This is a genomic window from Acinetobacter sp. 778_lipA (assembly GCF_058242985.1).
Window position 1 is genome coordinate 1,030,869 of the sequence record NZ_JBZAYT010000001.1, and the last position, 21,192, is coordinate 1,052,060.

At 35.7% G+C, this 21,192-nt stretch carries 13 protein-coding genes and 1 CRISPR repeat array; of the genes, 12 read left to right on the plus strand and 1 reads right to left on the minus strand.

What is annotated here, in order from left to right:
- Positions 1 to 7: 7 nt before the first annotated feature.
- Together AC4CUY_RS04815 and AC4CUY_RS04820 are read left to right on the plus strand one after the other, a co-directional pair.
- The gene (locus tag AC4CUY_RS04815; RefSeq protein ID WP_336952654.1) at positions 8 to 985 is read left to right on the plus strand and encodes a zinc-binding dehydrogenase; all 978 of its coding nucleotides are present in this window, start codon (positions 8 to 10) and stop codon (positions 983 to 985) included.
- 65 nt (positions 986 to 1,050) lie between these two features.
- A complete protein-coding gene (locus AC4CUY_RS04820; protein ID WP_336952653.1) occupies positions 1,051 to 1,407 on the plus strand; it encodes a DUF1304 domain-containing protein in 357 nt (118 codons plus the stop codon).
- A 158-nt stretch (positions 1,408 to 1,565) separates the two neighbouring features.
- On the opposite strand, the gene AC4CUY_RS04825 is transcribed toward AC4CUY_RS04820, so the two are convergent.
- Entirely contained in the window at positions 1,566 to 2,129 is a 564-nt protein-coding gene (locus AC4CUY_RS04825) for a GNAT family N-acetyltransferase (protein ID WP_490773736.1), read from the minus strand.
- A 151-nt stretch (positions 2,130 to 2,280) separates the two neighbouring features.
- Between AC4CUY_RS04825 and AC4CUY_RS04830 the strand changes: the two genes are divergently transcribed.
- The 10 genes from AC4CUY_RS04830 to AC4CUY_RS04875 all read left to right on the plus strand — a co-directional run bounded on the left by AC4CUY_RS04830 (position 2,281) and on the right by AC4CUY_RS04875 (position 21,177).
- Positions 2,281 to 3,114, plus strand: coding sequence for a helix-turn-helix domain-containing protein (locus tag AC4CUY_RS04830; RefSeq protein WP_490773737.1), 834 nt, complete (start codon positions 2,281 to 2,283; stop codon positions 3,112 to 3,114).
- Positions 3,115 to 5,010: 1,896 nt separating this feature from the next.
- Positions 5,011 to 5,976, plus strand: a complete 966-nt coding sequence (gene cas1f / locus AC4CUY_RS04835; RefSeq protein ID WP_490774656.1) for a type I-F CRISPR-associated endonuclease Cas1f — start codon at positions 5,011 to 5,013, stop codon at positions 5,974 to 5,976.
- Positions 5,973 to 8,930 (plus strand): CRISPR-associated endonuclease Cas3'', encoded by a 2,958-nt coding sequence (locus AC4CUY_RS04840; RefSeq protein ID WP_490773738.1) that lies wholly within the window; start codon positions 5,973 to 5,975, stop codon positions 8,928 to 8,930. The genes cas1f and AC4CUY_RS04840 overlap by 4 nt, the downstream gene beginning before the upstream one ends.
- 1 nt (position 8,931) lies before the next feature.
- Positions 8,932 to 9,660 (plus strand): type I-Fv CRISPR-associated protein Cas7fv, encoded by a 729-nt coding sequence (cas7fv, locus tag AC4CUY_RS04845; RefSeq protein ID WP_490773739.1) that lies wholly within the window; start codon positions 8,932 to 8,934, stop codon positions 9,658 to 9,660.
- A 67-nt stretch (positions 9,661 to 9,727) separates the two neighbouring features.
- Positions 9,728 to 10,729: a type I-Fv CRISPR-associated protein Cas5fv gene (cas5fv, locus tag AC4CUY_RS04850; RefSeq protein ID WP_490773740.1), complete on the plus strand. Its 1,002-nt coding sequence runs from the start codon at positions 9,728 to 9,730 to the stop codon at positions 10,727 to 10,729.
- A 10-nt stretch (positions 10,730 to 10,739) separates the two neighbouring features.
- Complete coding sequence (gene cas6f, locus AC4CUY_RS04855) at positions 10,740 to 11,345, plus strand: type I-F CRISPR-associated endoribonuclease Cas6/Csy4 (RefSeq protein ID WP_490773741.1); 606 nt, start codon at positions 10,740 to 10,742, stop codon at positions 11,343 to 11,345.
- 131 nt (positions 11,346 to 11,476) lie between these two features.
- Positions 11,477 to 15,408: a CRISPR direct-repeat array (repeat unit 28 nt; unit sequence GTTCACTGCCGAGTAGGCAGCTTAGAAA).
- A 713-nt stretch (positions 15,409 to 16,121) separates the two neighbouring features.
- Positions 16,122 to 16,655 (plus strand): fimbrial protein, encoded by a 534-nt coding sequence (locus AC4CUY_RS04860; RefSeq protein ID WP_336952651.1) that lies wholly within the window; start codon positions 16,122 to 16,124, stop codon positions 16,653 to 16,655.
- A 77-nt stretch (positions 16,656 to 16,732) separates the two neighbouring features.
- Positions 16,733 to 17,461, plus strand: a complete 729-nt coding sequence (locus AC4CUY_RS04865; protein WP_490773742.1) for a fimbrial biogenesis chaperone — start codon at positions 16,733 to 16,735, stop codon at positions 17,459 to 17,461.
- A 135-nt stretch (positions 17,462 to 17,596) separates the two neighbouring features.
- Positions 17,597 to 20,170 carry a fimbria/pilus outer membrane usher protein gene (locus AC4CUY_RS04870; RefSeq protein WP_336952649.1) on the plus strand — a complete coding sequence of 858 codons (2,574 nt, stop codon included), beginning with the start codon at positions 17,597 to 17,599 and terminating at the stop codon, positions 20,168 to 20,170.
- Entirely contained in the window at positions 20,167 to 21,177 is a 1,011-nt protein-coding gene (locus tag AC4CUY_RS04875; protein WP_336952648.1) for a fimbrial protein, read from the plus strand. Before AC4CUY_RS04870 ends, AC4CUY_RS04875 begins: the two co-directional genes overlap by 4 nt.
- Positions 21,178 to 21,192: the final 15 nt, after the last annotated feature.

Consider the following 21,192-nt stretch of genomic DNA (forward strand, 5'->3'; position numbering starts at 1 on the left):
ACAACAAATGAAAAGTATTATTCATCATATTTTTGGCGAACCTGTCGACGTATTAGCATCAGCAGAAATGCCAAAGCCAGAGCCTAAAGCAGGCGAAGTTCGTATTAAAATGATTTTATCTCCGATGCATAACCATGATGTTTGGACGGTGAGAGGCAGTTATGGCTATAAGCCAACACTTCCTGCGATTGGGGGGAGTGAAGCCGTTGGTGTGATTGATGCTGTTGGTGAGGGTGTCGATGCTGTATCTGTTGGGCAACGTGTTGCAGTGGCTGCGGTCCATGGCAGTTGGGCAGAATACTTTATTGCACCTGCCCATAGTGTGGTTCCTTTAATTGATGCAATAGATGATGAAACCGCTGCACAATTGATTGGTATGCCGATTAGTGCACTGATGTTGTTAGATTTTATTGATTTAAAACAAGATCAGTGGCTTATCCAAAACACAGCCAATGGCGCTGTGGGTAAAACTGTTGCGATGATTGCGCACGCTCGCGGTCAAAAAGTCATTCATTTAGTTCGCCGTAGTGATGCAGTTGCAGAAATGAATGGTTTAGGTATTCAAAATGTAGTGGCGACTGATCAAGCGGATTGGAAAGATCAAGTAAAAGCGATACACGCAGATCAACCTTTAATTGCTGGGGTAGATTCAATTGGCGGTAAAGCCAGTGGTGAAATGTTGGCTTTACTCAGTGAAAATAGTGTATTGGTTTCATTTGGCAGTATGACGGGCGAACTGATGCAAATTTCATCAGGTGATCTTATTTTCAAACAAGCCACAGTAAAAGGCTTCTGGGCGAGTGTGGTCAATAAGCAATTGTCTGCTGAACGCAAAAAAGAGTTAATTGTAGAATTGTTGACTTTAGCTGCTCAGAAAAAATTGGTGTTGCCCGTTGAAGGTATCTTTAGTTTTGATCAGATTCAAAATGCGGCAGCCAAAGCCACTCAAGGTGCACGCCAAGGCAAAGTATTATTAAAACCATAAATATATTTGAGGTAGATCAGTTGTAAGACTGATCTATGACCAATTTTAAAAATAAGGAAAAAACGATGATTGGACAAATTTTAATTGCCTTAATTGCACTGTTACATGTGTATATTTTAGTTTTAGAGATGTTCTTATGGGACAAACAATACGGTTTAAAAGCATTTGGGAATACGCCTGAAAAAGCACAGCTCACCAAAGTCATGGCACAAAATCAAGGTTTATATAATGGGTTTTTAGCTGCTGGTTTATTTTGGTCTTTATGTGCACCTGCAATTTATGCATTATCACTGGCGAATTTCTTTTTAGGCTGTGTGTTGGTTGCTGGGATTTATGGCGGTATGACTGCAAGTAAGAAAATTATTTATATACAAGCGATTCCTGCAGCTTTGGCATTAATTGTCGTGAATTTGAATTACTAAAGTAAGGGGCTAACCTAGCCCCTTACTTTAAATTTATTCAAAAATAATTTGATTAAACAGCAACATCAGAGAGAACAATAAAGTTAAGCTTGGATAATGATGTTAATTTATTTATTAATATCTCTGATGTTGGCGAACTTCAATTGACTCTAATCCATCTATTTGCTTGCTTTGTAATGCGTAGGCAATTTGATCCAATCTTCACGCGATAAATAGCTGATATGCTCTGTACGGTAATCTGCTAGAAACTGATTATATTTATCTGTTTCAGTATGATGATGCTTAAAGCCACATTTTGCTTGTGCTTTATGTGACTGTTCATTATCTGCAAAGTAACCACACCATAGAGCTTGTAATTGCAAATCTTCATAGGCATGTTGCATGACTGCCTTAACAGCCTCAGGTATAAAACCATTTCCCCAAAAGGGAACACCAATCCAGTAAGCCACTTCTGCTTCATTATCTGCAATATCGAAATTACTGTCTTGCCCAATCAGTAGACCAACCATACCAATGGCTCGATTGTCATGTTTTTTTGCAAGCGCATAGACTTCATCATGTGCAAAAACTGTCTGAATATACTCTAAACTTTGTGCCTGACTTTCATGTACCGGCCAGCCCGCAATTGGCCCAACGCGTTCATCTTTTGCATATTCATATAAACTTTCTGCATCACTTTCTTGCCAAGGTCGTAAAATTAACCGTTCAGTTGTCAAAATCATATTGTAAAGTCGCTTATAAAATTCATCAAATTTCAAAAAGAAAATATAGATATTTTAGGCGCTTATTACTATTCCCAAATTTTGGCAATTTCGGTACTTTTCAAAACAAAATCATTATAATTAGGCAGATATTTAATAAATTTTATTCAAAATGCAAAGTGATCTAAATTTTCTTCATCAAAATGTAAAAGATTATCTATGGAGGACAAGTAATTTAAGTGATTCTTTAAATCAACCTTTATTGTTAGCGTATTGTTCACTTATTTTTGTCAAAGAAGGTCATGCAGATCTGAGCATTCAGTTTCAAAATTACCATCTGCAAGCAGGAGATATTCTGGTTCTTGCAGAAGATTCATTAACCCTTATAAAAAATCAATCTGCTGATTTTTCTTGCAATTATTGTATATTTAATCGCGATTTTGCTGCTGAAGTTGCCTCGCTTTTACCAAACGCTTTATTTGCATATCTTAATCAAATGCCGCATTTTTCTCCCACTGCCGAACAGGCAAGTTTAATCAAAATGTGGATATCTCAAACTGATTTTATTATAAATTCTACACAACAGCATCAGCGAATATTATTATGCAATCACTTGCAAAATTTTTTTCTGGCGCTATCTGAACTCATAAATCACAAAAAGACTTTATCTAAGAACGAGTACACAAGAAAAGAAAAACTATGTTGGAACTTTTGGGAAATGATCGCAATACACAGTCAAGTTGAAAGAGAGGTTATGTTCTATGCGCAAGCCTTAAATATTAGTCCTTATTACCTATCGCAATTATGTCAGCAGTTTTTTAATGATAGTCCTAAAACACTCATAGATCGGCAGGTGATTCTTAAGCTTAAAGAGCGACTTAAAATGAGTTCTCTCTCTATTCAAGCGATTGCTGACCAAATGCATTTTAATGATACTTCCTACATGTGTCGTTTTTTTAAAAAGCATACTGGACGTACTTTACGTCAATACCGTAAAGAAACCTAAGAAAAAAATATTTAACAAAATACTTTTAAACTTTGGATTTAATTAAAGAGCGGACATCTTTAATCAAAATGGCTGTTCTTCATTTTAAGCGATGTACAATTAGAAGGAAAACGTATATGTAAAATATCTAAAGGTATTTAATTTTTGTATTTAAGGTTAATTGTTTATTTTGAAAAATGAGAATTTAACTTATCTATTATTTTTATTATTTTCTCTAGATTAGATTAGATTGGATTTGTTTTGGATTTTAATTGTATGTGATTTAAATAATAATCAAGAATAATCTCAATAAATATTTTAAAATAAATTTAGATTTCACCTTCTTTAATAAATACCGCTGTCTCTCTTTTTATTTTAAATTAATTTTTATGGTCGGTTTGAGTTTTTAATTAATAGCTTTGGGGGAGTCTTTAAAATTTTATGGATAATTTTTTAATTTAATATTTTTAAAATAATTATCATGCTTTTTTATTTAATTAAAAGTTGGTCTTTTTTCATGGAGTGAAATATTTTTTATGCAACGAGATCAATGTTGATTAAAAAAATAAAAAAACTATCAATAGCTTGGTTTAAAGGTATGATTTTATAGAAATTAAGTATTTATTTTGTATTTATTGCGTACTTAATTAAATGCTTAACTTTGAAATGTTATAAAGTTGATGATAAATAATACACACTAATTTGGAAAGGGAAATTTTTCATCAACCTACGATTTATAAAAAACTCTACTAATTAAAATTGATGTATATGATGATAGTCTACGAAATATTTTTCATAAAGTGATGGGGAAACTCTCATTTTTTATACAGTAAATAACCATATATCACGTAAAAATTTTATACGAATTTTGAGAAAATAAATTGATTATGAGTTGAGTGATTTCATGCAGAATTGTACTAAAGATTGTCAGCATGATCTTATATGGATTTACGAATAGGTAAGTAGAGAAATTAATTTTTATTTGGATGTAGTGGAAAATAATTTTCTCTATAATTATTTTACTAAATTAGGTTCGCTTATCTTGCTGAGGCTTGAGGAATAAAATTTATTTTAAGTGCAAAAAATGAATAATTTTATGTGATGTTATTAGGAGTAAATTATTAAATTTTAAATTAATGGAGTTTATATCTTTATCAGTTATCAGTTATCAGTTATCAGTTGTAAGTTTTTTATTCGCATGCTAAGTGCTATGTTTTCACAAATTTTCTTCATGAAATTTAATGATTTTTTTGGCTGGTATTTAAGTAACTATAAGACTTATAGTTAAATAAAATAGAGTCTATTTATGAAAATTCTTTATTATCTTGATTTTTAATTTTTTTAATTTTTTTAATTTTTTTAATTTTTTTAATTTAAATTTTAGTAATGATTTTCAGTTGATTCTTGAAAATATTTTTATAGGTGTTTTGATTTTTATTATTTAGAATTATGCCTAGTAATTTCTGAAATATTATAGGAGATGCAATATTTTTAATTATTTTAAATGGGAGCTTTATGTTGTGAAAACCTTTTTTAAGTTCTAGATTAATTGGATTTTAAAGTTATTTATATAATCGAAAAAATATTCAAGAATTTTATGAGATAGGTATTGAGCTAATCTTTAAATATCGAATGCTAAAACCGCTTAATTTTAAAATACTTATATATTAACACTGTATGGAGGTGATGTCATTAAAGGTAAAATCGTCTTAAAAATGTCAATATGCATGTTTGGATGAGATATTAAAATTAACATTTAGTATTACACTGAATAGCTGAGCTAGATTTATAGCAACATGAACAATTTTTATTGTATTTATAAGGCGACGTAAAGTGTCGTTTGAAATTAAAAAAGATTGGAAATTTAGAATGTTTCAACTAAATTGGTCTTATAAAAACTTTATGACTACTAATAATATGGAACAACTTAACCCATCAGATTTAAAAGCAATTCTTCATTCGAAAAGAGCCAACCTATATTATTTAGAACATGCACGGGTGATGCAAAAAGATGGCCGTGTTTTATATTTAACCGAAGCAAAAAATGAAAACCAGTACTGGAATATTCCGATTGCCAATACAACTGTGATTTTGTTGGGAACTGGAACGTCGATTACTCAGGCTGCAATGCGGATGCTCTGTAGCGCAGGTGTTTTGGTCGGTTTTTGTGGCGGTGGAGGTACACCTTTATTTTCAGGCAGTGAAGTGGAGTGGTTAACACCACAAAGTGAATATCGTCCAACTGAATATATGCAAGGCTGGATGAGCTTTTGGTTTGATGAAAAGAAGCGTTTAGATGTGGCCAAACAATTTCAAGTTGCGAGGGTTGAATATATTCGTAAAGTTTGGGCAAAAGATCGGGACTTACAAGCAGAAGGATTCTATTTAGATGATCAGGATATTCAACAGGCTTTAAGTGGTTTTGAAAAGAAGATTCCCAATATGACCAAAGTTGGCGATTTACTTCTGGCAGAAGCTCAAACCACCAAGCAGCTTTATAAAATCGCGGCAACACGTTGTAAACTCAAATTTGAACGAAATGCTGAATATGGTGATTTAGCCAATGATTTCCTCAATCATGGTAATTATTTAGCCTATGGTTTGGCTGCAACTACACTTTGGGTCTTAGGCGTCAGTCATTCATTTGCAGTTATGCATGGTAAAACTCGGCGTGGTGCTTTGGTTTTTGATATAGCTGATTTAATTAAGGATGCGGTGGTGTTGCCGTGGGCATTTATTTGTGCCAAAGACGGGTTAAAGGAGCAAGACTTTAGAGCATTGCTGTTACAGAAATTTACACAGCATAAATGTCTTGATTGGATGTTTGATCAGGTGAAGTTGCAAGCTTGCAAAAATCATGATCAAAAGGATGAAGCATTATGATCGTAACCTTTATTTCTCAATGCGAAAAGAAGGCTTTGCCTCGAACGCGTCGTATATTGGATGCATTTGCCGACCGAATTGGTGATAACACTTGGCAAACGGTGATTACTGAAGATGGTTTAATTGCTGTTAAAAAGCTACTTAGAAAAACAGTCACAAAAAATACAGCGGTGTCTTGCCATTGGATTCGAGGGCGACGCCGAAGTGAGTTACTGTGGATTGTTGGGAATAGAAATAAGTTTAATAGTGAAGGTATAGTGCCTGTGAATAGTACACAAAAAGAAGTATTTATGGATGTCCTGACAATGAAAGCAAAGAAAGATGAGTTTTATGCAAATACACATTTACAGCCACTAGCTGAGCATTCTTTTGCGATAGGGTATTTAGCACAACAATTATTTAAAAAAGTTGTTGAGAATAAAGAGTATGAAAATTTATCTAAAGTGGCTTTTCTGGCAGGGTGTCTACATGACATCGGTAAATTAGATCCACATTTTCAAGAGTGGGTGAGAAAGGTAAAATTACCTGATGATATGGAAGATGGGCAACATATTGAAAAAGGCAAATTTAGCTTTGATAAGCATCCTCGTCATAATGAAGTTTCATTATTAATTTTTAATTTTTTGGAACAGCAATGTAAGAACTTAAATAATCGACAAAAAGAAAGTCTACAGCATGTTCTGTATTGGCATCATGCTAAACCATATCGTCAAAATGATGATTTTTCAGGTATTTATAAAGCTTATGAATATTTGATTAAGAATATTAATGCCGAAAAGTTTTCTACTCTGATTGAAAATAGTACCAATTTAATTAAACGGATGAATGGAGTTGCTAAGCATTTCCAATCAATAGATTTGCTTGAGCAACATTTTCCTTGGAATAGTGAAAATTTAGCAGTGCTTATTGAAAATTTTGAATATCAATTTAAGAGTAGAAATTTTCCAGATTTTAAATCATACACAAATACTGATTCTACAGAAATTTTAAGTGGGAAAATTCAGCTTAATGCACAGCATAATTTATTACGTGCTTGTGTCATTAGCGCAGATCGTTTGGTTTCTAAACAAACTGCACAAGATTTAATGGATTATATTGCAGAAAAGCGTTTAGATGAGTTATTGGATGATCAGGAAATTTTATCAAATTTAGATGAGCATTTAAAAAATGTTGCTCATAAATTTCCTAATAGTGAGAGAACGCAAAAGCAGAATGAAATTGCTGAACAGCTTGCAGATTTAAGTGATATAGCTGTACTTGCGGGGCCAGCTGGTTGTGGAAAAACTAAAATTGCCTTGGAATGGGCAAAACTAAAACAAGCTAAAAAAATTATTTGGGTTTGCCCGCGAGTTCAAGTCTGTCAAGGAATTTTTGACGAGCTGACACAGGATTATCTACCTGATGCAATAGTGGAAATTTTGACAGGTGAATTTAAGTATTTGCATGAGAATGGAAAAATTAAAAATGAGCCTGAACCATTTTCAGGGGATGTTGTAGTCACGACAATTGATCAAATTTTAGGGTCAATTGTGACGCATAGCAATGTAAATAGCTTATTACCGTTTATGGATGCTCATGTAGTATTTGATGAATATCATGAATACATTGGTATGGAAATTTTTAATATTTTATTTGCTGAACTCATTGCAAATAAAAATATGCGTAAATGCTATGAAAAAAATACCTTATTGGTTTCTGCTACACCACACTACTATTATTTGGAACAAATCTTAGGTGTGCATAAAGATGATGTGATTGAAATGTCATCTTTTAATAACAGTCAGTACCAAATTGAGTTTATTGAATATGATGAGTCTGTGATTGAGGGAAATCCCTTTTATCAAAAGTATGACGATCAAACTTTTATCATTTCAAATACAGCTCAAACAGCACAACTTGGCTTTATTTATCAAAAAGACTATGAAAATAGTGTGCTTTTTCATTCCAAATACAAGCGTAGTGATAAAAAAAAATGGTTTGAAGAAGTTTTTGATTCTTTTAAGAAGAATGGAACAACTAAATATGCTGTTTTAAGGAGTGGTCCGATTGTTCAGGCTTCTTTAAATATCACAAGTAAACATATGTTGAGCGAAATGACTTCACCTGAAAATATGTTACAGCGTTTAGGGCGTTTAGATCGTTTTGGGGAAAATCATGATGTGAATGTATTGCAAGTGGCAATTACTGACAATGTGAAAAATGGTAGTTGTAAAAGTTCATCAGCATTTTTTTTAAATCAATTGAATAGCTTGCAAATGACAAAAGCATGGTATGACTTTTTACAAGATCGTTTAAATGGAAAAGTTTTTAAGATTGCTGAGTTATATTCACTGTATAGAGAGTTTTATGCACAACAAAATCAAATGAAGGAAAAGTCAGCTGTAGTACAAGATATGAATAAAGCTTTAAAGAAAAGTATTGATTTAATTAATAAGAAAGTTACAGAGCCAACCAAGGTTGTAAAGATAAAAACCACTGAAAGAAAACCTAAAATCAGCAAAAACTCATTACGTGGTGATAGTCGTTTTGTGCAGTTGGCTGTATTGAATTTAAATGATTTGAATCATCCCCTTTTTGAAAATGAATATGCCTACCAACCGCCTTTGGATGATACAACTGAATATGATAATTTAACTGAATCTTTAAATATTATCAGAGATTTAGGACTAATTAATTATATTGCGCAAAAGCATGGTAATGTTGATGTAACTCATCAAGTGAAAAGAATTCCTGATAAAAAACAACAAGTAAAATGTGCTATATTGGAAAATTATGCAAGGGATGCAGATTACCCACTGTATTTAAGTTATATCGAAGATGATTTAAACAAGATCGGTGGGACAGGTGTTCGACATCCTGAAGCTATTTATTATGCAATAAGTGACAAACAGCCAATCGGCTCAATTTCATTAGATAAACTGAACTTTTTAACAACACAACAAGAGGGAAAATAACATGACTAAAGTAACTGGTGTAAAAAGTGTAGATTTTAAAATCACTGCTTATGGTTATGGTGTAGTCAATTGGAACGGACCTATATCATTAACAGGTAATGATGGAAAGACCGTAGATAACCATACTTTACCTAAATTACGTGGGTTCAGTAATTTATCTGGGAAGATTAAAGAAGAAACAGGCTATAAATATCGTAAAGAAGCTTCTGATATAAATTTTGATGAAACCCCATTGTATATCAGTCAAAACTGCATTCGTCATCATCTTTTCCGTGATCAATCTTATGATTTACATTATGCAAAAGATAAAAATTTAATTGATGTTGTAGCATCAATTACTGGATTGATACGCGGGTATGTTGTGCCATCTAGCCAATGTAAGCGTACAAGCCCTTTATTGATTACTGATTTCATTGACAAATTAGGTAATGGAAATTTTGAACAATTATCTAATGCAAGTTCAAGTGAAGAAATTATACAAGTTGATGGCACTAAATCGTATAAGCGTGGTGAAAATTCAATTTTCTCCAAAACAACTTTTGGTGATACTCAATACGAAGCATATGGTTCAATTAGCATTGAGCAACTTCAATTTATTTCTTTAGATAAAAAATTTGATCGCGCATCAATGATTATTAAAGAAGGTGAGGGGGAAAAAATTGCTGAAAAAGTTCAACAATTTATTAAGAGTTTAGATCCATCTAATGATGCGTATCAAACGTCGCCCTGATCAAGCGAATCCTGAACCTCAAAGTGATTATGCTGTCTATTTTGAAGCACAATGATGAGGTGATTTTATGCAAATCATTATTGAATATGAATCCTCTTGGCGTAATTCATTTTTGGATGGAGAGGATAATACTGTTAAAAGAAACTTTATTGGTTCTATGACTGCATTGAATGATAAAAAAGTAGAGAACTATAAGTCTAGAAGTATCACTAAAAGTACCGTGATGGGGATATTGAATAGGCTCATTGGAGATCAGCGGAAATTATATGATGCAAGAAGTCGTGATGATTATTATTTTAAAAGTATTGAAGAAGTTTTACAGGATAGTGATATCCATGATGAATTCATACTAAGTCAGGAAGTCGTTTATTTAAGAAATATTTCTGGAAGTACAGATCAGAATTCTTTTACAGGGATGATTAAGTTAAGTGATCCTTGGCTTAGTGTGAATTATGCAAAAGAGTTTTGGAGCGTATTGTGGATGAATTTAGATGAATTATTTCAATTTATTCAAGATAAAAATATTGAATCGAAAATAGACCCTATTCTAGAACCATTAATTATTTTGCAAAGATTAGAAGAGGTAAAAAAAATTAAAGTTGCTGTTACTGACGAAATAAATCAAGTAGCAGAAATTTTATCTAGCCGTTATCCAAACTTTGCATTAAAAGAGTCAGCTAATAAAGTTGGTGTACTTCCATTATATTGTTCAGCTTTATATTTAAAACTAGATAAATTGACTGAACAGCATGATACAACTGCTATTAGAGCGTCGAGAGGTGGATTGACAGGCATTTCTCATAATGGTTTTACACCCAAAAATTTAATGGAGAGATTCACGACTGGGCAACAAAAAATAGTTTGGGGAAATCCTTATATCAATTCCAAGTTCGTAAAAGGTGAGGGGGAAGTTAAACAACTTCTTCACAAAGCAAGTGGAAAACTGACAATCAACCTAAATATTTCTAAAGAGCAAGCTAGAGATTTAGAAGAAAAAATTGAAAATGCAGGCGTATCTTCATTTTATCTCGGTAAAAAAGGGCTTGCCTATGTTACAAATATCCGATGAGGTCATTTAAATGAAACGTTATATTGAAGTGACTTTAATGAAAAATGATGACTTTTCACCTTTTGAGTTATGGTCACGTATCTATGTCCAGCTGCATATCGCATTTGTTGAAATCAAAGATGCCAATAATAAAGTAAATGTTGGTATTTCATTTCCAGAATATCGTTTTAATCAACAAAAAGGTATTGGCTTTTTAGGTGAAAAACTTCGCCTTTTTGCTGAATCTGACGATGAATTAAAAAAGCTTGATATATCAAAATGGCTTGAGCGTTTGGTTGATTATGTACATATCAGTTCTATGAAAGAAGTGCCTGAAAGTAAAATTACTGGTTATGCTGTTTATAAACGTAAGCAAATTAAAACCAACGCTGAACGTTTGGCTCGCCATCGAGTGAAAAGAGGAGATATCGGCTTTGAAGAAGCATTGAGCCGTTATCTTCAAGTAGTGACAACAACTGATTTGCCTTATGTACAGATGCTAAGTTTAAGTACATCGGATGAACAAGATAAAAAGCGTTTTAAGCTATTTATAGAAAAGAAAATCACTGAAAAATCTGAAGCTCAGGTTTTTAGTACATATGGATTAAGTTCCGTGTCTACAGTACCTGAGTTTTAACCCAATATTTTTTCACTCTTTAACAGTTTAATAAAATCAATAAGTTATGATTGTGGGTTGAAACTTTGGTCTTTTATAGGTTTTTAGTTTTAACTCACTGTTATAACTTTATTTTTTGTTTTAAAATTATAGTTCACTGCCGAGTAGGCAGCTTAGAAAATTAGCGATATGACCTAGTGCAGCATCTAATTGTTCACTGCCGAGTAGGCAGCTTAGAAATGAATAAAATCACGAATTGGATTAAATGAGTTGTTCACTGCCGAGTAGGCAGCTTAGAAAACGAGGCTAAATATGGAGTGGGAACTAAGCTAGTTCACTGCCGAGTAGGCAGCTTAGAAATGTGTAATGAGTTGGTACAGATTCAAAAGGATGTTCACTGCCGAGTAGGCAGCTTAGAAATTCTTCATTGCCCCACGTAATATAATTCTCGTAGTTCACTGCCGAGTAGGCAGCTTAGAAATATTAAAGCTATCACTAAAGAAACTTCCAATTGTTCACTGCCGAGTAGGCAGCTTAGAAAAATTTCGCCACATGGTGAAATCACTACACATTGTTCACTGCCGAGTAGGCAGCTTAGAAATGTCAATTCAAAGCCTAATGATTCATAAAGACGTTCACTGCCGAGTAGGCAGCTTAGAAATTTATCACGATCAACGGATTATGAATCCTACAGTTCACTGCCGAGTAGGCAGCTTAGAAAAGTTCGTTAGACGACATAGCCTTGCGCTCTTGGTTCACTGCCGAGTAGGCAGCTTAGAAATTGGTGAGATTCTTGAAGGTCAGAAACGCATTGTTCACTGCCGAGTAGGCAGCTTAGAAAGATAAAGATAACGATAGGTCTTATAAATGATGGTTCACTGCCGAGTAGGCAGCTTAGAAATGATAGATCAATAATGAAAAATATTGCTGACAGTTCACTGCCGAGTAGGCAGCTTAGAAAACCCCATGTTTGCCTTACTGCTACAGATCCATGTTCACTGCCGAGTAGGCAGCTTAGAAAATTTTTTCTCATTCAGCTTTTGTTCAACAAGTGTTCACTGCCGAGTAGGCAGCTTAGAAATTACAAGGGTTCAGATGAAGAGTTTTTGCGCAGTTCACTGCCGAGTAGGCAGCTTAGAAAAAGTGATGTGATTGAGCATTTTTTGAACTTGGGTTCACTGCCGAGTAGGCAGCTTAGAAAAGATTAGAAAGCTTGACTATAACGGCTGTTTAGTTCACTGCCGAGTAGGCAGCTTAGAAAAAAATATCGAATCTGCCTGTTGTCTTAATCGAGTTCACTGCCGAGTAGGCAGCTTAGAAATTTGTACGATAAGTAGAAATCTTTCATGTGATGTTCACTGCCGAGTAGGCAGCTTAGAAATTTAACGTAAGCTTTACGCTTGTAATGTTTTCGTTCACTGCCGAGTAGGCAGCTTAGAAACATATCATTCAATTTTTTATTTTGCTTTCTGCGTTCACTGCCGAGTAGGCAGCTTAGAAAATTACATGTCTCAGCTAGATCATCATTCTTTGGTTCACTGCCGAGTAGGCAGCTTAGAAAATTCCATTTTTCTGTAACAACTCGAATGGTGTGTTCACTGCCGAGTAGGCAGCTTAGAAATTATCAAGTTTCAGCTAATGGTTCTAACTTAGGTTCACTGCCGAGTAGGCAGCTTAGAAAAATATTTCAGTTAACGAACCAGATCCACAAGAGTTCACTGCCGAGTAGGCAGCTTAGAAAATAAGATCATAGTTATGTTTAAAGCTTGTGAGGTTCACTGCCGAGTAGGCAGCTTAGAAAGTTTGTGGCGCCCCTATATCTTTAAAGAACATGTTCACTGCCGAGTAGGCAGCTTAGAAAATCTATTGATACCACTGAACTGATCGGCTTTGGTTCACTGCCGAGTAGGCAGCTTAGAAACAATGGTCAAACAGGTGATAACGCAAAACAAAGTTCACTGCCGAGTAGGCAGCTTAGAAATAATTGATGATAACTAGCTTCAATTTCAGGAAGTTCACTGCCGAGTAGGCAGCTTAGAAATAGAACAGGTAAGTCATTATTATCGGTAGATAGTTCACTGCCGAGTAGGCAGCTTAGAAATGTAATTTATCTGGTGCATTTGGGTCGTCACTGTTCACTGCCGAGTAGGCAGCTTAGAAAAAGAGCATTAGATTTTGTTGCACGTAAAGCAAAGTTCACTGCCGAGTAGGCAGCTTAGAAACTTAGAAGATGAGGGGAAAACGTGGATAAAAGGTTCACTGCCGAGTAGGCAGCTTAGAAAAAGTGCACATTCCGCTGCAGCGCAAACCCGGCGTTCACTGCCGAGTAGGCAGCTTAGAAATGTCTTTAGTGGTTGCATGCAAAAAGGTAATAGTTCACTGCCGAGTAGGCAGCTTAGAAAAATTACAGCAAGCAATGCGCCATTTGATAAAAGTTCACTGCCGAGTAGGCAGCTTAGAAATTATCTAATGATTCAGTCAATTGATTCAGATCGTTCACTGCCGAGTAGGCAGCTTAGAAAGTTATCTTAGTAGGTTGACTGTGAAATCATTAGTTCACTGCCGAGTAGGCAGCTTAGAAATATGTCGAGTTGAAATGCAGTCCCGCTAAAATGTTCACTGCCGAGTAGGCAGCTTAGAAATGAGAGTTATTGTTTTGGTAACTTAGTTACCGGTTCACTGCCGAGTAGGCAGCTTAGAAAACCACAAATCTATATTACGATCAGCAAATGAAGTTCACTGCCGAGTAGGCAGCTTAGAAAAATTTGCTTGGCCATAGTTGTAAACAAAGTCCGTTCACTGCCGAGTAGGCAGCTTAGAAAACACGAGCAAGAGATCTATTCAATTGATGAGTGTTCACTGCCGAGTAGGCAGCTTAGAAAATGCTTACGAGCTACGCGATAGCCTTCCTCGAGTTCACTGCCGAGTAGGCAGCTTAGAAATGTTGCTGGGACGTTTATGGGCTTTGATATTGGTTCACTGCCGAGTAGGCAGCTTAGAAACTTTACCTTTTCAGTTCAGCCAACAGATGAAAGTTCACTGCCGAGTAGGCAGCTTAGAAAATTGGAAGTCGTGTGTAATTGATCTAAACCAAGTTCACTGCCGAGTAGGCAGCTTAGAAATCTTGATAAATCAACAACGTTTTCCTCAAGCTGTTCACTGCCGAGTAGGCAGCTTAGAAATAAGTACGAATGGCATTTGGAATCTGCAGACAGTTCACTGCCGAGTAGGCAGCTTAGAAATAAGTTTGCTGGCTGTATTAAATACAATGGCAGTTCACTGCCGAGTAGGCAGCTTAGAAAAAACGATGTAGTCCATAACCTACCCTCGACACGTTCACTGCCGAGTAGGCAGCTTAGAAAATTGAAACTGAAGATCCGACGGATCTACATACGTTCACTGCCGAGTAGGCAGCTTAGAAAATTCAGGTTTTAAATCATCTGCGATTGCTTCAGTTCACTGCCGAGTAGGCAGCTTAGAAAATTGGCGTTGACCGCTTTCGTATTATTATCTAGTTCACTGCCGAGTAGGCAGCTTAGAAATACGAATACATGTGCAATATTGCATCATTTATGTTCACTGCCGAGTAGGCAGCTTAGAAATTTAGTTGTATTTTTAGCATTCTCTTTCTGTTTGTTCACTGCCGAGTAGGCAGCTTAGAAATCTTTAAATATGCTACTAGGGCAATGGTCTGCGTTCACTGCCGAGTAGGCAGCTTAGAAAAGAATTAGAAAATGGCGAACTTGAAATTAAGGAGTTCACTGCCGAGTAGGCAGCTTAGAAAGAACAGGGCTTATTACAATTACTAGGCAATTAGTTCACTGCCGATTAGGCAGCTTAGAAATCTGATCGAAAATCCTCTCGTCTTGAAATTGTGTTCACTGCCGAGTAGGCAGCTTAGAAACGGATCTGCAATATCGTCTACAGGTTCAGCTTGTTCACTGCCGAGTAGGCAGCTTAGAAATATAACTCAGCACTGGACTTAACTAGAACGAAGTTCACTGCCGAGTAGGCAGCTTAGAAAATATGGTTGGCTATTTTTGCTTCGGTCTTTGAGTTCACTGCCGAGTAGGCAGCTTAGAAATGTAGACGGATTCTACCACCACAGTCGTGCTAGTCTACTGCCATACAGGCAGCTTAAAAGAAGCCAACACAACATATTTTAATATGTTAACTAATTCACACTTTTATTAGAAAAAATATTTACATGATTTTTAACATTAAAAAATTGAAGAGTACATGGATATCCTAAGAACATTTCCTCCATAAACCTGTTCCTAAATACAAATATTAATTTTCTCTCTTAGCAAGTATTGCTCACTGAAAATATCTAATGGCAATGAAACACGAATAATAAAAATAGTGCTTAAAACATGTCTGTGCTTGATTCTTAGGATAAGTCCGGGGGGAGAGTAGAGTCGTTGCATGGTTGCAGTCATTCTAAATTTTTTAAATAAGCATGCTTAATTTTGATCAAACTCTACGAGCAAAATTAACTTAAAAAGATGCTTTACTAGATTCATAACAGCTCTAAATTGAGGCTGAAATAACGTGAATTTAACTTGTTCATGAAAAATTTACAAAAAAAAATTCTTTAAATAAAACTGAAATATCAATTTAATGATTATTTAACATATTGAAATATATGGCTAAATAATTTATCTCAAAAAATACAAATTTATATACGCTTGTATCTATTTATTATGAAAAGTGTGACTTTGTTTACATTTTTGTCCCAGTGTGCATAATAGCCATCGACCAACACTAATCATTTTTTGTTTGTATAGGATATTTGGTATGAAAAACATTTTTTTAGCAGCATCAGTTTCAATTTTAGGAATTTCTAGTGCTTTTGCAGCAGATGGCACAATCACAATTAACGGTTTAGTGACTGACAAAACTTGTGACATCGTGACTCCACAAGGTAAAGATTTCACTGTTACTCTTCCAACAGTATCTAAGCAAACTCTTGCTAAAACTGGTGATATCGCAGGTCGTACGCCATTCACGATCAACTTGGCGAACTGCTCTGAAGGTAAAGTTGCAACTTATTTTGAACCAGGTTCAACAGTTGACTTTGGTACAGGTCGTTTAAACAACACAGATGCAACTGGTGCAAAAAACGTACAAGTTCAATTGTTAGGTTCAAATAACCAATTCATCCCTGTACTTGCTGCTGGTGCTTCTGGTGCACAAGCTAACTCTCAGTGGGTAGATGTTGCTGACAAAGGTGCAGCAGACCTAAATTACTATGCTGAATATTATGCAACTGATGCATCTGCTGCTGGTAAAGTAACTACTTCTGTTCAATACACTATTATCTATCAATAATTTTTTATTGAATGGTACGGAGCTAGATTGCCTGGCAAACTAGCTCTTTTACTTTGTTTTAGATAGAGATAATCGTTATGTTCTTGAATCACTCCTTTCTTAAAAAAGGTTTACTCGCATTTTTAATTCCGTTTGGTGCAGCAAATGCTGAAATCATCATTCATGGTACACGTGTGATTTATCCATCTGATGCACGTGAAATTACTTTACAAGTAAGTAATAACGGAAATAATCCTGCATTGGTTCAAGCATGGATTGATGAGGGAGATGCGAAATCGACTCCAGATCAATCAAAAGCGCCTTTTATGATTACACCGCCTATATCGCGTGTAGAAGCTAAAAAAGGGCAGTCTTTACGGATTACCAGTTTGCCTAATACAAATGAGTTAAGTAAAACTCAAGAAACACTTTTTTGGTTAAATATTCTTGATATTCCGCCAAAACCTTCTGCGAAAGATCAGAATGTTATACCAGACAACTTTTTACAACTTGCCATTCGATCACGTATTAAGTTTTTTTATCGCCCAACTGGAATTAAAGAAGATGTCGCTTTGGCACCTGAAAAATTACAGTGGAGCAATAACGGTACTCAGTTAACTGTAAAAAACCCAACACCATTTCATATTACCTTGACCTCTATTATGCAGGATCAATCAGGCAAACGCGTTGACTTGATTTCACAAGGCTTAATGATGAAACCATTTTCTGATGGAACTGTGAATTTAAAAAATTCTAATGTCTCTAAGATGACCTTTACCACAATCAATGATTATGGTGGTCGTATAGAGCGAAATATTAAATTTTAATAGATTGCACAAGTCTTTAAGTTTCTTGAACACGAGAAATTTAAAGCACCTTCGCAGTGATGATTTAATCATTCCATTTATCTGATATTAAGCGAGTAAAAAACCCTATTCATTTGTTGATAGGCAGACTTCTTTATGCAAAAAAATGAACAAAGCTACAAGTGGATCAAGCGACATATTAGTTACTATGTGGCTTGTGGGGTTATTACACTCAGCATTCCTGCTTTAGTTAATGCATCTGAAACTGACTTAAAAGAGGCTGAAAAGTCTCCGGCTGCTGCAGAAGCAGAATTTGATTCGGCTTTTTTAATTGGCGATGCCAAAAAGATAGATGTAAACCGCTTTAAATATGGTAACCCTGTCTTACCAGGTGACTATAATGTTGATATTTATGTCAATGGTAACTGGTTTGGTAAACACCGTATGGTGTTTAAAGCAACTGAAAATAATCAAAATGCTTTTACCTGCTTTAACTCAAATCAATTATTAGAATATGGCGTAAAAGCAGAGGTATTAAAAAAAGGCGATAGCTTTGCTTTGACTGGTTGTCAGAAAATCGAGGAATGGGTTGAAGATTCTTTTTATGAATTTGATACTTCACGTTTACGTGTAGATATTTCAATTCCACAAGTTGCAATGCAAAAGAATGCCCAAGGCTATGTCGATCCAAGCGTATGGGATCGTGGGATCAATGCTGCATTTCTATCTTATAATGCTAGTGCATATAAAACATTTAATAAAATGCAAGGTGGGGAAGAAACCACAAACGCGTTTACTTCGGTTACAGCTGGTGCAAATTTGGCAGGTTGGCAATTGCGCCATAATGGTCAATGGCAGTGGCAAGACCGCACCACGACAGAAAATAAATCTAAATCAAGCTATGACTCAATTAACACCTATGTTCAGCGTGCATTTCCTCAATACCGTGGCGTATTGACTTTAGGTGAAAGCTTTACCGATGGTGAAATTTTTGATTCATTTGGTTATCGCGGTTTGGATTTTTCCAGTGATGACCGTATGTTACCGAACAGTATGATTGGTTATGCACCACGTATTCGAGGTAATGCAAAAACCAATGCAAAGGTTGAAGTACGTCAGCAAGGTCAATTAATTTATCAAACGACTGTTGCACCCGGTAGTTTTGAAATTAATGATCTCTACCCAACAGGGTTTGGTGGTGAACTTGAAGTTTCTATTTTAGAAGCCAATGGCGAGATTCAACGCTATTCAATTCCTTATGCATCTGTTGTTCAAATGCTTCGCCCAGGAATGAGTCGTTATTCTGTATCAATGGGTCAATTCCGCGATAAAGATATTGATTTAGATCCATTTATTGTACAAGGGAAATATCAACGCGGTATCAATAACTCAATCACTGCTTATGGTGGTGTACAGTTTTCAGAAGACTATTCAGCAGTAACTTTGGGTAGTGCTTTTGCAACGCCAATTGGTGCAATCGCAGTCGATGTGACACATTCACAAGCAGATTTTGAACGTCGTAAGAGTGAAAGTGGGCAAAGCTTCCGTATCAGTTATAGTAAATTAATTACGCCAACAGATACCAATTTGACTTTGGCTGCATATCGTTATTCTACAGAAAATTTTTATAAGCTACGTGATGCGATATTGGTACAAGACCTAGATAATAAAGGCATTAGCTCAGCGCATGTAGGTAAACAACGTAGTGAATTTCAGATCACTCTGAATCAGGGCTTACCGCGTGATTGGGGGAATATTTATGCAACAGGTTCTTGGGTGGATTATTGGAATCGCCAAGAAACAACGCGTCAGTATCAAGTCGGATATAGCAATAGCTATCGTGGGTTAACTTATGGTTTATCAGCAATTAAACGTATTGTTGAAAACAATGCGACAAGTATAAGTAATAGTGATACTGAGTATATGCTGACCCTTTCATTGCCACTTTCATTTAAGAAAAACTCAGCGAACTTTAACTCGATTATGACGCAAGATAATGCGACTGTTGGGGTAAGTGGCATAGTGGGCGATCGTTTTAACTATGGTACATCTGTATCTACTCGTTATGGTGATAATCCTAGTGCCAATTTGAATGCCCAATATCGTACAAACTATGCGACCGTTGGTGGATCATACAGTGTTGCAGACCGTTACCAACAAGCAATGTTGACGGCACGTGGTAATATTGTTGCTCATCCTGAAGGTGTTTTGTTTGGACCAGATCAGGGACAAACCATGGTCTTGGTGTATGCGCCTGAAGCAGCTGGTGCAAAAGTAAATAATGCAACAGGTTTAAGTATCAATAAATCTGGTTATGCTGTGATTCCATATGTAACACCGTATCGTTTAAATGATATTACTCTTGATCCTCAAGGAATGTCGACAGATGTGGAGTTGGATGGTACAAGTCAGCGTATCGCACCCTATGCAGGTTCGATTTCACAAGTGAGTTTTGCAACTAAAATTGGTAAAGCAATTTATATCCGCAGTAAAAAAGAAAATGGTGATACCTTACCTTTTGCAGCAGAAGTATTTGATACAAAAGGTGAAAATATTGGGATGGTTGCACAAGGTAGTATGGTTTACTTAAGAACCAATACTACAGCAGACTCGGTTACAGTAAAATGGGGCGAAAATGCCAACGAGCAATGCCGCATTCAATATGACGTTTCTGCGCAAGCAGCAGACAAAAAGCAAAATATGATTATGGCGGAAGGTGTATGTCAATGAACGGTAAAGTTTTAAATCGTATTCTCTTGCTCATTGCTGGGACTGTGAGTTCAGGGACGTATGCTGCATGTATACCAGATCGTGGTTTCTCTACTGTTGATGTGAGCATGGCAGTAGGACGTGTTGTGGTGAGACCAAGTGACCCTGTAGGAAAGGTTTTACGCAAAGCCTCTTTTCCAATTAGACCCAATGGTTCGACGTATAGTTGTGGTAGTTATGGGACACTTGGTGCTGTTTTAACTCAAAACTATTCACTTAGCCCGATCGGTAATTCGGTTTATAACACCAATATTGATGGGATTGGAATTCGCTTATACCGGGAAGCACCAACAGCTCCTGGTTTTGCCGATTATTATCCTTATACACGAAGTGCGAGTGGTAGACGTGTTTTGGCAGAAGGTTTTTTTATTGTTGAAATTGTTAAAACGGCGACATCAACAGGATCTGGCGCACTGGTTCCAGGCACATATAGTAGTTATCGTTCTGGTGAACGCCCAAGCCCGCCTTGGTTAACCAGTACGGTATATGGGAATGCGATTACTATTGCGTCTTCTTCATGTGAAATATTGGGAAATATTAATAAAACCGTGACACTGCCAACCGTAAATAAGGTTGATTTTAAAGGTGTCGGTTCAACGCAAGGTGAGCAAGCCTTTGATCTCAACATTTTGTGTAATGGTGGTAAAAACCCTAGTGGTTATGAAGAAAGCAATAAAATCAGCCTAAGCTTTGATTATGATGCGGTGAGTAGTAGCACTCAAAATGTACTTGCGAATACAAATACCGCAGGAAGCAGTGCATCAGGTGTTGGCGTACAATTGCTTTCACAATATAAAAACTCGAATAAAGTGATTGCTAAAAATGACAAGCTAGAATTAGGCACGTTAAAGTCAAATGATAATATTCAATATAATGTGCCAATGACTGCGCGTTACTATCAGACTGCAACCAAAGTGATGCCCGGAAAAGTACGAGCTATGGCAACCGTCACAATTGAATATGATTAATTGATGTAAATCATA